General features: G+C 58.5%; 10 protein-coding genes, 1 tRNA gene, 2 rRNA genes and 1 pseudogene (1 of these 14 running past the window's edge). 5 read left to right on the top strand and 9 right to left on the bottom strand.

The genetic code is table 11. The annotated features are described in order from the left end of the window. Window positions 1-102 precede the first annotated feature (102 nt). From ACTG2T_RS10635 to ACTG2T_RS10625, 3 genes are read right to left on the bottom strand one after another with little or no spacing between them, the layout of a single operon-like run. Complete coding sequence (locus ACTG2T_RS10635) at window positions 103-495, bottom strand: DoxX family protein (RefSeq protein WP_005336513.1); 393 nt, start codon at window positions 493-495, stop codon at window positions 103-105. A 39-nt stretch (window positions 496-534) separates the two neighbouring features. After that, a complete protein-coding gene (locus ACTG2T_RS10630; protein WP_005355292.1) occupies window positions 535-1,221 on the bottom strand; it encodes a pirin family protein in 687 nt (228 codons plus the stop codon). Window positions 1,222-1,251: 30 nt separating this feature from the next. Next, on the bottom strand, window positions 1,252-1,584 hold the full coding sequence (locus ACTG2T_RS10625) for a hypothetical protein (RefSeq protein WP_013723379.1): 333 nt from the start codon (window positions 1,582-1,584) through the stop codon (window positions 1,252-1,254). Between the two features lie 258 nt (window positions 1,585-1,842). Between ACTG2T_RS10625 and ACTG2T_RS10620 the strand changes: the two genes are divergently transcribed. Next, complete coding sequence (locus ACTG2T_RS10620) at window positions 1,843-2,757, top strand: LysR family transcriptional regulator (RefSeq protein WP_330124755.1); 915 nt, start codon at window positions 1,843-1,845, stop codon at window positions 2,755-2,757. 99 nt (window positions 2,758-2,856) lie between these two features. Continuing rightward, window positions 2,857-3,276 (top strand): hypothetical protein, encoded by a 420-nt coding sequence (locus tag ACTG2T_RS10615; protein WP_330124756.1) that lies wholly within the window; start codon window positions 2,857-2,859, stop codon window positions 3,274-3,276. A 92-nt stretch (window positions 3,277-3,368) separates the two neighbouring features. On the opposite strand, the gene ACTG2T_RS10610 is transcribed toward ACTG2T_RS10615, so the two are convergent. Both ACTG2T_RS10610 and ACTG2T_RS10605 read right to left on the bottom strand, forming a co-directional pair. Then, window positions 3,369-5,363 carry a methyl-accepting chemotaxis protein gene (locus ACTG2T_RS10610; protein ID WP_330124757.1) on the bottom strand — a complete coding sequence of 665 codons (1,995 nt, stop codon included), beginning with the start codon at window positions 5,361-5,363 and terminating at the stop codon, window positions 3,369-3,371. Window positions 5,364-5,555: 192 nt separating this feature from the next. Continuing rightward, window positions 5,556-5,906: a hypothetical protein gene (locus tag ACTG2T_RS10605; protein WP_257699998.1), complete on the bottom strand. Its 351-nt coding sequence runs from the start codon at window positions 5,904-5,906 to the stop codon at window positions 5,556-5,558. 199 nt (window positions 5,907-6,105) lie between these two features. On the opposite strand from ACTG2T_RS10605, the gene ACTG2T_RS10600 reads away from it, so the two are divergent. From ACTG2T_RS10600 to ACTG2T_RS10590, 3 genes and pseudogenes are all read left to right on the top strand, one after another. Beyond that, window positions 6,106-6,828 (top strand): response regulator, encoded by a 723-nt coding sequence (locus tag ACTG2T_RS10600; protein ID WP_005336534.1) that lies wholly within the window; start codon window positions 6,106-6,108, stop codon window positions 6,826-6,828. 33 nt (window positions 6,829-6,861) lie between these two features. After that, window positions 6,862-8,222, top strand: a pseudogene (locus ACTG2T_RS10595) (ATP-binding protein). 140 nt (window positions 8,223-8,362) lie between these two features. Continuing rightward, entirely contained in the window at window positions 8,363-9,751 is a 1,389-nt protein-coding gene (locus ACTG2T_RS10590; protein WP_330124758.1) for a transporter substrate-binding domain-containing diguanylate cyclase, read from the top strand. Window positions 9,752-9,818: 67 nt separating this feature from the next. Here ACTG2T_RS10590 and ACTG2T_RS10585 read toward each other — a convergent pair whose 3' ends face one another. From ACTG2T_RS10585 to ACTG2T_RS10570, 4 genes are all read right to left on the bottom strand, one after another. Then, the gene (locus tag ACTG2T_RS10585) at window positions 9,819-11,771 is read right to left on the bottom strand and encodes a ligand-gated channel protein (RefSeq protein WP_330124759.1); all 1,953 of its coding nucleotides are present in this window, start codon (window positions 11,769-11,771) and stop codon (window positions 9,819-9,821) included. A 586-nt stretch (window positions 11,772-12,357) separates the two neighbouring features. Next, a tRNA-Asp gene (locus ACTG2T_RS10580) sits at window positions 12,358-12,434 on the bottom strand. A 96-nt stretch (window positions 12,435-12,530) separates the two neighbouring features. Further along, window positions 12,531-12,645: ribosomal RNA gene (rrf, locus tag ACTG2T_RS10575) — 5S ribosomal RNA — on the bottom strand. Window positions 12,646-12,728: 83 nt separating this feature from the next. Beyond that, window positions 12,729-13,606 (bottom strand): 23S ribosomal RNA (locus ACTG2T_RS10570); it runs 2,012 nt beyond the window's last position.

Raw genomic sequence — 13,606 nt, 5'->3', positions numbered from 1 at the left:
AGATTTGTGCCGTCACCTCACCTACCCGGAAAACGCAGACAGAAAAAAGCCGGTGCAGTTGCACCGGCCAAAAGGCATTGGAAAACTTGACTCTTCAGGGCATTACCAGTTTTTGCCGAGACGGGCATCCACACTGAAAGCCCCTGCTCCGGCCGCCGCCAGCGCCAGGAAACCACCGGCCACTGAGACGTTCTTCATAAACATCAGCATCTGCATCTGTTCGGCAGGCTGATAGTGGAAAATAAAGGCAGCCATCAGGGTGAAACCGGCCAGCAGCACGGAGAGACTGCGGGTAAAGAGACCGAGCACGACGGCAAGGCCACCACCCAGCTCAAGCAGGATCACCAGCGGCAACATAAAGCCCGGCACGCCCATCGCTTCCATATAGCCCTGAGTACCGGCATACCCGCCGATCTTGCTCCAGCCCGCCATTACGAACATCAGCGCCAGCAGTACACGACCCGCCAGCAGCGCTACATCTTTCATCTTGTCCATTTCATCTTCCTCGTTTGTGTCACATCACCGCTGACTGCTTCAGGGTAGGTCAAATAACAGAGCTTGGCTGGCACTGGTCGCAACCAGCTCCCACCGGTATTCATCACGACTGAGTACCCCGTCGCCGGGTCGGGCAGCCAGACCGTTGGCGGTCAACTCCCCTGAAATCATCTGCAGGTAACCGTGTCGGCCAGCCAGTGCCCATTCGAGCGTCTCGCCCGGGGCCAGTTCCAGCCGCCATACGCGGGCCTGTTGGCGGATCCGCAGCGATCCATCCTCGCCATCCGGTGACGCCACCAGCGTCATGCCCGGTCTGGACTCGATCTTCTTCTGCTGATATCCGGGTGGCGTGCCGAACTCGTTCGGCTCGATCCAGATCTGCAACAGGGAGAGAGGATCCGTCTGCGAGGGGTTGTACTCGCTGTGGCGGATCCCGCTGCCTGCGCTCATCAGCTGGAAATCCCCTGCCGGGATCTGCTCGGCATGGCCGAGGCTGTCCTTGTGCTCTATGGTGCCTTGCAGCACGCAGGTGAGGATCTCCATATTGGCGTGAGGGTGGGTGGCGAATCCGCCACCCGGCGCAACCAGATCCTGATTGATCACCCGCAGTACCGAGTGCCCCATCCACTCCGGGTCATAGTAGTGACCGAAGGAGAAACTGTGGCGCGCGTCCAGCCAGCCAAAGTTGGCCTTGCCCCGCGCTTCTGCGGCCCTCAATTGCATCATGGTCTGCTCCTCACCTACCGGGACGGTTGATTAACGCTGTTTGCCGCTGCCGATACCGAACGGAATACGGTATTCGCTGCTCTGGTCAGCCAGGCTGACGGTCAGGTTGCCCTGGGTACGGCTCGGGATCCGCACCTGCTGGGTGCCTGTCAGATTGGCGTGGACTGATGCCAGCAGATCGCCAGACTCGTCACGCACTTCCAGCATCGGATTGGCTTTGCCATCCATTGCGGCAGTGGCGTTCCAGTTCACAAACAGCACGCCGGGCATGGCATTGAAGTCAGCCGGTACGGAAGCTTGGGCGAAACCAGTGGTCATCAGGCCTGCAACGGCCAGCATCTTGATTACGTTTTTCATGTTCATTCACTCTCTTGTTTTATATGTCATTGCCAAGGCCTTTTCGGCCAGAATCAATGCATCCATGCAAGAGGTTATTCAAATAGTGTGTTGTTCTTTCACCGACATCAGACAGACCGATTTGGTGTGTCACAGTGCGGAACTACCCGCATATTTGGCCGCTCGACGTTCCTGCCTAAGCGTTGATTGAATATTAAAGTGACATGACCTAACTTGTTAGCGAGATAAACTGGCAAACATATTCAAAAAAATTGAAGGTGAGGAATGGCCAAGGAATCGAACAAAGAGCGGGCGCTGACCCTGGAGGCAATCCGGGTGCTGGATGCCATCGACCGCCGCGGCAGCTTTGCGGCGGCGGCCGACGAGCTGGGCAAGGTGCCCTCGGCATTGAGCTATACGGTGCAGAAGCTGGAAGACGAACTGGATGCCATGCTGTTTGACCGCAGCGGCCACCGCACCAAGTTCACCCCGGCCGGACGCATGCTGCTGGAGCGCGGCCGGGTGCTGCTGGAGGCAGCCGAGCATCTGGTGGGAGAGACCCGGGCGCTGGCCCGTGGCTGGGAGACCGACATCACAGTCGCCGTCGATGCGCTGGTCCCGGTGCAGGCCCTCTACCCCTTGGTGGAGAAGCTGGCCGAGCAGACCGATACCCGACTACGGCTGCGGGCCGAGGTGCTGGCGGGTAGCTGGGAGTGTCTGGAAGATGGCCGCGCCGACCTGCTTATCTCCTCCATCAACCCGGACATCATGATGACCGGCATCAAGCATCAGGTGATCAAGGACGAGGTGATGCTCTACGTCGCCCATCCCGATCATCCGCTGCATCAGGAGCCCGAACCCTTGGCCGACGAGACCCTGCGTCGCTATCGCGCCATCGCCGTCGCCGATACCGCCCTGCGCAAGCCGGTGCTCACCTACCGCCTGCTGGACAAGCAGCCACGCCTCACCGTCAGCACCATGGCGGAGAAACGCGATGCCCTGCTGGCAGGAATTGGCGTCGGTACCATGCCACAAAGCTGGATTGAGGAGGACATCCGGGCCGGACGGCTCAAGGTGATCAGCCCCGAATATCGCCATCAGCTCCAGGTCGTGCTGGCCTGGCGGCGAGACACCATGGGCAAGGCCAAAAGCTGGCTGGTGCGGGAGATACCAAAACTATTTGCAGCTGGTGAAAAATGAGACACAGTTAACAGACCGCTCAATAGCTGCCTCACTTGACACCCAGCTCTTTTATTGGTTCCATAGCCGCCTCATTTGAACCAATGGAATCTGTAAAAAATGAAAAAGACTTTGCTGGTAGCCCTCACCACCCTGCCCCTGTTTGCCAATGCTGGCCTGATGGACTCGCTGACCGACAGCGTCACCAGCAGCGTCAAGGATGCAGCTAATACCGCCGTATCCGGTGCAGTGGACAGCGCATCCAACGAAGCCATCAAGACGGCACTGGATATCAAGGAAGGCGGCTCCAACAAGCAGGCTATTAAAGAGAAGCTGGGTGCTCCTGCCACCACCAAGACCGAATCCGGTCTGGAAGTGTGGACTTATGATCTGGATGCCCTGAAGAAGGCCTCTCCGCTGCTGGCAGAAACCACCAAAACCCTGCTGAAAGATACCGACGCAGCCAAGAAGAACGTCGTTATCAAGTTCGAAGGTGATACCGTCAAGAAAGTAGACCTGACCGACAAGGCTCAGGGCTAAGTTTGCTCGTCCGGTGGAGTGGCTGCACGCCCGCATCGGCACAGATAGCAAGAGGGGGAGCACCGGGCTCCCCCTCTTTCATTATCGGTTTGTTACACCTTGAAGCGATGTACCAACGCCACCAGCTGGCGATTGGACTCCAGCAGGGTGGCCGAACTCTGTTCGGTATTCTGACCGTTATCCACCAGCAAATTGACCATGTCGCGGATCGTGACCATGTTGCGGTTGATCTCTTCGGTCACCCGGCTCTGCTCCTCTGCCGCAGTCGCAATCTGGGTACCCAGATCGTTTATTTGCACCACGGCATCCGCCATCTTGTCGAGCCCGCCTGTCACCTGCTCGGTATGCTCGGTCGCCGCCTGACAGCTCTGCTTGGTGTGCTCCATGGCCACCACGGCTTCGGCCACCCCCTGCGTCAACCGGGAGAGCATGCTCCCCACCTCGGCAGTGCTATTCTGGGTTCTCGCCGCCAGTGCGCGCACCTCATCAGCAACCACGGCAAAACCGCGCCCCTGCTCACCGGCCCGCGCCGCCTCGATGGCCGCGTTGAGTGCCAACAGGTTGGTCTGGGCAGCAATATCGCCGATCACGCTGAGTACACTGCTGATCTGGCGAGCATCTTCCTGCATCCCCAATACCTTGGTCGCAGCAAGATCCACTTCATCGATCAGCGCCGCCACACTGGCAGAGGCCTGACCCACTACCTGACGGGACTGAATCGCCTGACCATTGGCAGACTCGGTAAAGCTGGCGGAATCGCTCGCGTGGTGCGCCACATTGTCGGCAGTGGAGCTGAGCTCGGTCAGGGCTGTCACTATCTGATCGGTCTCGGCGGCATGCTCACCGAGAATGCGTCTGGCCTGCCCCGTCTGCTGATCCAGCTGGGCCAATTCACGGGTAATCAGCTCTGTGGTCTCGGTCACCTGCAACATCATCTGCTGCAGATAGGCGATAAAGCGGTTCACCGATTGAGCGATATGGTCCAGCTCATCGTGCCCCTTGACCCGGATCCGGGCAGTCAGATCAGCATCTCCGGCCGAGAGCGCATCGATGTTCTGCTTGAGGGTGTCGAGTCGACTGCCCAGCTGCTTGATGGCCATCAACATCAGCGCAAACAGCAGCACCACTAGCGGTAGCTGGATCGCAGCCAGCGTCTTGAGCACCTCCTGACTGTCGTGGGTCAGGGTGCTGGTCGGCAGCGCCGCCGCCAACAGCCAGGGGGTTCCTTCGATGGGTTGCATCAGCAATGTCTGCTCTTCACCCAGATCCTGAAAGGTAGTGCGCTGCAACGCGGCGCCATTACCCGGCCCCAGCAGGCTAGCGATGGCGCTGGCAAAGGGATAGTCCCCGTGAGATGAGAGGTTGCCCAGCACCACATCCCCGCTCAAACGACCATTCTTGCTGAGGATCTTGCCGTCGGCCTCGACGATCATCACCTGACCACCGATCTCCTGCTCTTTTTTGGCGACCAGATCATTGAAGAAACCCAGCGTCACATCGATGGTAGACACTCCGTAAAGGGAGCCGTCACGATAGATCCCCATGGCACAGTTGGTGCGCGGCTGTTGGCTGGCACCATCCTTGTAAGCCGCCGCCCAGACACACATGCCTTTCGCCGCCTGCTGCCCGGCTCTGTGCCAGGGCTGCTCGAAATAGTTGGGCGCCTCGGCCGAGTTCCAGTAGGTGTTGGGGATCAGCTTGTTGGCACCATCCCGATGAAAGAAGGTACTGAACTTGATGCGACCGGCTTCCCGCTGATCCGGCATCGGCCAGATGCCGCCACCAAACACCATGGCATTGCCATATTGATCGATCAGAGCAGGGAGAACAGCATCGATTTGCTCACTCGGCAGTTGGGCAACCAGCTGAGTGATACTGCGTGACTGGCTCTGCACCCCGTTGAGCTGATCGCGAATGTCGGTCGCAATCTCGCTGACCCGCAGCACCAGATTCTGCTCACCCGCCCGTTGCAGCTCGGGTTTGACCCATAACTGGATGCCGATTACGGTCAGCACACAGACCGCCACCATGAATCCCAGAAAAACGGCGGTATATCGCCCCTTGATTGTCCCCAGATCCCAACCCATACCCCCTCCTGTTTTCGGCCACTGCTAACTGCAGCTTGTTATATGAGCGGGCATTATCTTGCAATTCGCTCACGGCGCGTTTGCCATCGCTCACATAAGCGACAGCAAGATAAGGATTCGGGCGAAAATGGATCGATACGATCACAAAAAGGGTGGCCTCGGCCACCCTTGGGTTGATAACAGCTGGTGCTGTTACTGGTTCGCTTCGGCGAACTGCTTCATCGCTTCGGCGTGCTTGGTCATGCCGGCGGCACGCTCGTTGAGCTTCTTGATGAACTCCGCCTTCTTGGCCGGATCTTCAATGCGGTCATAACGTTGCTGCAGGTTGGCCTGGATCTGCTCCGGGGTCATGTTCTGCATGCGGGCCATCTTGTCGTGGCGACCACCGTGGTGTTTGCCACCCATCATGCCGCCGCCGTCCATCGGGCAATCCACCATGGCACCGGGCTGGCCAGTGGGGGCCGCTTCACTGGCTGCATAGGCACCCAGCGGCAGGCCAAGGATCAGGGCGGCGGTCAGCAGGGTTTTGGTCAGCTTTTTCATGGTCTATCTCCTGTAGGGATAATTCTGGTTCGGCGCTCTTGCCTTGCCCTCAAGTAAACACCCTATCGGTGTCTGAACTTTGCCAGCCTCACCCTTTTTTGTAGCAGAGTGTGGCATCGTGCGGATCTGGCACACTTTGACACAAACCGCCGGGCGGATTTTCGTATACTCGTGCCAACGCCAAGCAGGGGAGGTATTCATGAACCAGGGCAACACCCACATTCTGGTGGTCGATGACCACAGCGAGATCCGCGATCTCTTGAAACGCTTTCTCGAACAGCACGGACTGCGGGTCAGCTGCGCCCGGGATGGCAAGGAGATGAAGCGACTGCTGGAGGAGCGGGAGTTCGACCTGCTGGTGCTGGATCTGATGATGCCGGGTGAAGATGGTCTGACCCTCTGCCGCGAGCTGCGGGTCAAATCGAACCTGCCCATCATCATGCTCACTGCCATGGGGGAAGAGACCGACCGCATCATCGGATTGGAGATGGGGGCCGACGACTATCTGGCCAAGCCTTTCAATCCGCGCGAGCTGCTGGCGCGCATCAAGGCGGTGATGCGCCGCACCCAGGCCGAGACCCAGCCCGCCGCCGAGACCCTGACCCGGGATCTGCGCTTCGATCGCTGGCTGCTCGACGTCAATCGCCGGGAGCTGGTCGATGAGGATGGGGTGGGCCTGAGCCTCTCCACCGCCGAGTTCGATCTGCTCAAGGTGTTTCTCGAACGCCCGCAACGGGTGCTGAGCCGGGATCAACTGCTGGATCTGGCCCGTGGCCGCGAGGCGGTAGCCTTCGATCGCGCCATCGATACCCTGGTGAGCCGCCTGCGCCGCAAGCTGGAGCGGGATCCCAAGAATCCGGAGCTGATCAAGACCATCTGGGGTGGCGGCTATATGTTCTCCGCCGACGTGACGCAGGTTTAAACAGTGGGTGCCTTGCGACGACTGTGGGCACGGATGTGGCCCAAGGGGCTGACCGGCCAGATCATTCTGGTGGCGCTGGCGGGGCTGATCCTGATCCAGCTGCTCAGCATCCAGATATACCGCACGGATCGGGAGGAGGCGCTCGGCTTCGTCAACAGCCGCAACGCCATGCAGCGGATCATCTCTGTGGTCAGACTGCTCTCCCTCTCCCCCCGTCCCTCTATGACGAGATCCTCAAGGCGAGCCGCAGCGAGACCCTGCTGCTGCGCCTCTCCGACGAACCGCTGCAACCGGATAACCGCAGCCCCCGCTTCGAGCAGCTGGTGCGCTCGCGCCTCAACTACCCCCCCGGCCTCACCGTCGAGATCAGTGCCGAGCTGAAAGAGGATACTCAGCGCAGCAAGGCGTGGGAACATCATGCTCGCATGATGCGGGATCGCAAGGGACCGCCCCCACCGCGGGATATGCGGCTCTATGGCTCCATCGAACTACCGCAGGGGGGCTGGCTGCAGTTCAGCTCGCTGGTCGACAAGGAGGCGGGCAGCTGGTCGTGGCAGACCACCCTCAACCTGATGCTGGTCGCCAGTCTGGTGATCGGGCTGATGGTGCTGCTGTTTCGCCGCGCCACCCGCCCGCTCAAGCAGCTGGCAGGCAATGCGGAGCGGCTCGGACGGGGCGAGGATATCGAGCCCTTGAAAGAGGAAGGGCCAACCGAGATCCGCGAATCGATTCAGGCCTTCAACCGGATGCACACCCGACTCGACCGCTTCGTGCAGGACAGAACCCGGATGCTGGCGGCCATCTCCCACGATCTGCGCACCCCCATCACCAGCCTGCGGCTGCGCACCGAGTTTCTGGCCGATGGCGAGGACAAGGAGCGCATCCAGCAGACCCTGCAACAGATGGAACAGATGCTGGCGGCAACCCTCAGCTTTGCCCGCGAGGAGGGGCAGCAGGAGGCCACCCGCGAGCTGGATCTGGTCAGCCTGCTGGTCAGCCTGTGCGATGACTATGCCGATACCGGCCAGCCGGTCACCTGTCTGGCGGAAGGCAAAGAGGTCTACGCCTGCCGGGCCAACACCCTGCGCCGAGTGCTGCAGAACCTGATCGGCAACGCCATCAAATATGCCGGCAGCGCCGAAGTGTCGCTGGAGCGGCGCAAGGAGGAGCTGTTGATCCGGGTCTGCGATAACGGGCCGGGGATCGATCCGGCGCGGCTCGAGGATGTGTTCAAACCCTTCGTGCGGCTCGATGAAGCGCGCAACACCGAGTCAGGCAGCGTGGGGCTCGGGCTCTCCATTGCCCGCACTCTGGTCCATCAGCACGGCGGCGAGCTGACCCTGCTCAATCGGCCACAAGGGGGACTGGAGGCGCGGATCAGCCTGCCGCTGTAAGTAGTCACTCTATCCGCCAGCCTTGTCATGGCGCCATTTTCATCATGCAAACTTCATCATTTGAGCGCTTGTTCTTCGATCAGAAAGACGGTGATAATCGGTGACCACGGGACGGTATACGGCAACGGATTGGAGCAAGGATGGCCTCTTCCAGGACAGGAGTCATAGTCAGTATCGGATGGGGGCTCCTGCTGCTCGCCCTTGCCCTGCCAGCCTGGGCCAAAGCCCCGGAAGAGCCGCTCATCATTACCAACTCCAAAGCCTGGCAGCCCTTCTCCTATATCAATGAGTCGGGCCAGCCGGATGGCCTGCTGATCGATTTGTGGCGTGAATATGCCAGGGTCACCGGCCAGAAGATCGAGTTCAGGCTGGTCGACTGGCAAGGCTCCCTCGACCTGCTCCATGAGGGGAAAGCGGACGTTCACGCCGGACTGCTCTGGTCACCGGAGCGGGACAAACTGTTCGACTATGGCCGGCCTCTCGCCCAGCTCGACTCCCAACTCTTCTTCTCGAGCGAACTGCGCGGCACCGATGTCCACTACTACCTGCTCCATGAAACGGTCGGTGTGGTAGCCGGTGGCTACGAGGAGTATTACGCCAGACGCTACTTTCCCGGCACCAGACTGCAGACCTTCAATGACAATGACACCCTGCTGGCGGCGGCCTTTCGGGGCGACATAAAGGCCTTTATCGCCGATCTGCAGGTCGCCAACTTCTACATCTATACCTCCGACGATCCCACCCGCTTTATTCCGGTTCGCCACCTCTATACCGACCAGATCCGCTTTGCAGTGAAAAAGGGCGACCTTGCCCTGTTACACCGGCTGGAAGAGGGGTTCGCCAAGCTCAAAGAGAGCGATCGAGAGCGGATCATCCGAAAGTGGATGCATGTCGAAACCGTCTACCCCATCCATCTCGGTCCCTGGCTACTGTTTGCCGGAGTGTTAATCATGGTGGCCTACATAGTGCAACTGCGCCGCGCCGTTGCCAGCCGCACCACCGAGTTGAGCCGCGCCAACGCCAGACTGGAGAAACAAGCCAGTACCGACCCCCTGACCGGCCTGCTCAACCGACGGGCATTCATGCCCGCCATGGACCAACGACTGGCAAGCGGGGCTCCCTGTGCTCTGCTGCTGTTCGATGTGGATCACTTCAAGGAGACCAATGACCGCTTTGGTCATGGCATCGGGGATCTGTTGCTGGAAAAGCTGGCCACGACTGTGACCAACCTGTTGCCCGAAGAGGCTCTGCTGGCTCGCATCGGCGGCGAGGAGTTTTGCCTGCTGCTGCCGCTGGCCACACTGGCAGAGACAGAACAATGGGCCGAGCGTATCTGCCTGGAGAGCAACCGGCAAACCCTGTACACCAGCAGCGGCGAGGTGACCCTCTCCATCAGCACCGGGGCAGTCTGGGTAGCCGCAGAGAGAGAGGCTGATGCCGACCAGCTACTACGGCAGGCTGACGCCCTCATGTATCAGGCCAAGGGACTGGGGCGCAATACCTGGCAAGCCGCCCCCTATCAGGCATAGCCCCCTGACGGACGCGCAATAAAAACGGCCACCATCGGAAGATGGCGGCCGCATGACAGGTTCCCTATCAGAAGTTGTAAGTCACGCCCAGGTTGTAACGGCGACCATCCAGCACAGTGCCATAGCTACTGTAATCTACTGTCTTGTCGAACAGGTTGTAGACGCCGGCAGTCATATCCAGATGCTTGTTGGCCTTGTAGACCAGGCCCATATCAAAGAAGGTGTAGGAAGGGGTCCCTTCCGCCATCTTCACACGACTCAGGTACTCGGAGGTCTCGCCACGGAAGTTGACCCGTGACCAGAGGCTGAGATCCTCGGTGGTTTGCCAGTCAACACTGCCGTTGAACATGTGACGGGGCATCTGGTTGAGGGCATGGCCCGCCAGTGGACCACTCTTCTGCTCGGACTGGGTAAAGGTGTAGCTGGAGCTGACCGACCAATCCTCGTTGATGGCCCAATCCATCATCCCCTCGACACCGCGCATATTCGCCTTGTCGACGTTGACCCGATCACTGATGAAGTCATAACTGTGACCATTGAGGGTACAAGCGGGATCACTCTTGCTGGTGCAGCGACGCACTTCGGAGATCTTGTTCTTGAAGTCGGTGTTGAACAGGGTAACACCGGCGTTGAAGCCCTGATGACCGTTCCACAGCAGGCCGATCTCTTCACTCACGCTAGTCTCGGGTTTGAGGTCCGGGTTACCGACCAGCATGCCATCCAGGCTGCCACCACCGGTGACCTGGCCCCAGTTGGCCGCCGACATCCGCAAGTCAGGGGAGCGGTAACCGGTTGATACGCCCCCTTTCAGGGTCCAGCTGTCATCCAGATGCCAGACGCCATAGAGGCGCGGGCTCCAGTGAGAGCCGTAGTTCTGGTCCCGATCCATGCGGGCGCCACCGGTCAGGGCAAAGCTGTCAGTGAGTGACCACTCATCCTCGACAAACATCGCCCAACTCCAGCGGGTCAGCTGCTCGGCAGGGTTGGCCACTTTCAGGGTATTGCCCTGATCGTGCAGATCCTCATAGCGATACTGACCACCGACACTCAGGTAGTGATCACCCAGAATAAACTGGGTATGGGTATCGGCGATGGTGTTGGTAAGTTCCATCTTGCGGCCGGGGTTGGTGTTGGTCTCCTGCTGCAGATAGCTGCTGGAAGAGCCGAAATCATACTGGCCATCATGGGTCAGCGCATAGTTGGTGCGCTCGTAGCGGTTAAGGCTATCTTTCGCCTTGGCAGCCAGCGAATTGCCGGCCGTGCGATCCCGATCCTGCAGACTGCGACTGGCTTCCAGATCGAAGCGGTTATGGTCATCAGGCTTGAAGCTGAGCACTGCCGTGCCACTACGAGTCTCTTGCTCGGCAAAACCCTGGGTAAATTTGTCTTCACCACGATGGGCGAGCTGACCATTGAAACGCAACCCCAACACGCCATCGATCAGTGAACCTGCGGTATAGGCATCGGTCTGGAAGCTGTTGCCGGCATCCTTGTTCTCCTGGAAGGTCGAATCAGCATGAACCGAGCCCTGCCAGGCCAGGCCGGTGGTCTTGCGGGTAATCACGTTAATCACGCCCCCCATGGCATCTGAACCATAGCGGGATGACATAGGACCACGGACGACCTCAATGCGCTCAATCGCCTGCAGTGGCGGCAGCCAGCCCTGCTCGATACCCGGACCATCGCTGTTCGGACGAGTGCCACGGCTATCCACCTTCTTGCCATCAACCAGCATCAGGGTGTATTTCGACCCCATACCGCGAATGCTGATATCACTGCTGCTGCCACCGCCGGTCACCACAACACCGGGAACATCCTTCAGGGCATCGGTCACATCGCGATATGCCCGCTTTTCCAGCTGCTCACGGGTAATCACAGAGATGGAGGCAGCTGAGTCTTCAATCTTCTGCTGGAAGCCGGAAGCGGTGACGACCATCACCTCTTGTTTGGCAGCATAGGCCTGGGTCGCAAGAAGGGAGCAGATCAGCAAGGCAAGCTTGTTCGGTTTCACTGTTGTCATGTTTTAGCCTGAACGTTTTTAGTAGGAAGGTGGCGTATTCCCTTACTTCATTCGTTACAACGCCCTGGCATCCGGCCAGACGCAGTATTAGAAAAGGCTCATTTGAAAAGCACTTTATTAATCAGCCCGCATTGTAACGACCCCGCCCCGATCATTCAAACAATAATCATTATCATTTGATTCGTGTGGTATTCCTGCCGCAGAATCGCTAATTCTTGATAAGAGACTGTTTTAATGGAATAAATCCATAAGCAAAAAAGGGGATTACACAAACAAGTGGAAGCGATGACGTACCGTTGCAAGATGGCCTGATTTAATCCTCAAGCTCTATCAGCTCGCAGCAGAACAATATGGCCAAGATGGGATGTGTTGCGATACAGAGGTGGAAACAGTAGCAAGAACACCAACAGGGGAAGGTATTGTCATCGTGGTGGGACGTCGGCAGCTCACCAGCAGGCTAAAAACATCAAAACCCGGTCGTGAGACTGGGCTTTGACGTTCGTTCTGGTATGCAAACCTGTGGGTTTTATGGACAAAACCGCCCATAGCAAAAAGGCCTTCCCAATCGGGAAGGCCTTCAAATTAGTGGCGGAGCGGACGGGACTCGAACCCGCGACCCCCGGCGTGACAGGCCGGTATTCTAACCGACTGAACTACCGCTCCGCATTCGGTTAGCTTGCGCTAAATTGTTTGCCGCGTCAGTGAGGTGTCATCCTCGCAGCCAGTGATGTGATTCTTCACATCGCTGTTTAATTGGGTGCCTGGCAGTGTCCTACTCTCGCATGGCGAATGCCACACTACCATCGGCGCTACCGCGTTTCACTTCTGAGTTCGGCATGGGATCAGGTGGTTCCACGGCGCTATGGCCGCCAGGCAAAAATCTTCAATCTGAGAAAGCTGACGTAAGTAGTTCGCTTGGTATTTGCTACAAGCCTTAGAACACTTCTTGGGTGTTGTATGGTTAAGCCTCACGGGTAATTAGTATGGGTTAGCTCAACACGTCACCGCGCTTACACACCCCACCTATCAACGTTGTGGTCTCCAACGGCCCTTTAGGACCCTCAAGGGGTCAGGGATGACTCATCTCAGGGCTCGCTTCCCGCTTAGATGCTTTCAGCGGTTATCGATTCCGAACTTAGCTACCGGGCAGTGCCACTGGCGTGACAACCCGAACACCAGAGGTTCGTTCACTCCGGTCCTCTCGTACTAGGAGCAACTCCCTTCAATCATCCAACGCCCACGGCAGATAGGGACCGAACTGTCTCACGACGTTCTGAACCCAGCTCGCGTACCACTTTAAATGGCGAACAGCCATACCCTTGGGACCGACTTCAGCCCCAGGATGTGATGAGCCGACATCGAGGTGCCAAACACCGCCGTCGATATGAACTCTTGGGCGGTATCAGCCTGTTATCCCCGGAGTACCTTTTATCCGTTGAGCGATGGCCCTTCCATTCAGAACCACCGGATCACTATGACCTACTTTCGTACCTGCTCGACCTGTCCGTCTCGCAGTTAAGCTGGCTTATGCCATTGCACTAACCTCCTGATGTCCGACCAGGATTAGCCAACCTTCGTGCTCCTCCGTTACTCTTTGGGAGGAGACCGCCCCAGTCAAACTACCCACCAGGCACTGTCCGCGAGCCCGATTCAGGGCCCTGCGTTAGAACATCAAACATACAAGGGTGGTATTTCAAGGACGGCTCCAGCGCAACTGGCGTCACGCCTTCAAAGCCTCCCACCTATCCTACACATGTAGGTTCAATGTTCAGTGCCAAGCTGTAGTAAAGGTTCACGGGGTCTTTCCGTCTAGCCGCGGGTACACCGCATCTTCA

Source organism: Aeromonas sp. 75A (genome assembly GCF_051919425.1).
Classification (GTDB): Bacteria; Pseudomonadota; Gammaproteobacteria; order Enterobacterales; family Aeromonadaceae; genus Aeromonas; species Aeromonas veronii.
The sequence above is the reverse complement of the archived record's forward strand: the minus strand, read 5'-3'. Positions and strand labels throughout refer to the sequence as shown.

Coding starts and splice junctions, on each gene's coding strand:
- ACTG2T_RS10610 (WP_330124757.1), bottom strand. CDS start 5,363: ATGGGTTGGGATCTGGGGACAATCAAGGGGCGATATACCGCCGTTTTT.
- ACTG2T_RS10585 (WP_330124759.1), bottom strand. CDS start 11,771: ATGACAACAGTGAAACCGAACAAGCTTGCCTTGCTGATCTGCTCCCTT.
- ACTG2T_RS10620 (WP_330124755.1), top strand. CDS start 1,843: ATGGCCAAGGAATCGAACAAAGAGCGGGCGCTGACCCTGGAGGCAATC.
- ACTG2T_RS10630 (WP_005355292.1), bottom strand. CDS start 1,221: ATGATGCAATTGAGGGCCGCAGAAGCGCGGGGCAAGGCCAACTTTGGC.
- ACTG2T_RS10605 (WP_257699998.1), bottom strand. CDS start 5,906: ATGAAAAAGCTGACCAAAACCCTGCTGACCGCCGCCCTGATCCTTGGC.
- ACTG2T_RS10625 (WP_013723379.1), bottom strand. CDS start 1,584: ATGAACATGAAAAACGTAATCAAGATGCTGGCCGTTGCAGGCCTGATG.
- ACTG2T_RS10590 (WP_330124758.1), top strand. CDS start 8,363: ATGGCCTCTTCCAGGACAGGAGTCATAGTCAGTATCGGATGGGGGCTC.
- ACTG2T_RS10635 (WP_005336513.1), bottom strand. CDS start 495: ATGGACAAGATGAAAGATGTAGCGCTGCTGGCGGGTCGTGTACTGCTG.
- ACTG2T_RS10600 (WP_005336534.1), top strand. CDS start 6,106: ATGAACCAGGGCAACACCCACATTCTGGTGGTCGATGACCACAGCGAG.
- ACTG2T_RS10615 (WP_330124756.1), top strand. CDS start 2,857: ATGAAAAAGACTTTGCTGGTAGCCCTCACCACCCTGCCCCTGTTTGCC.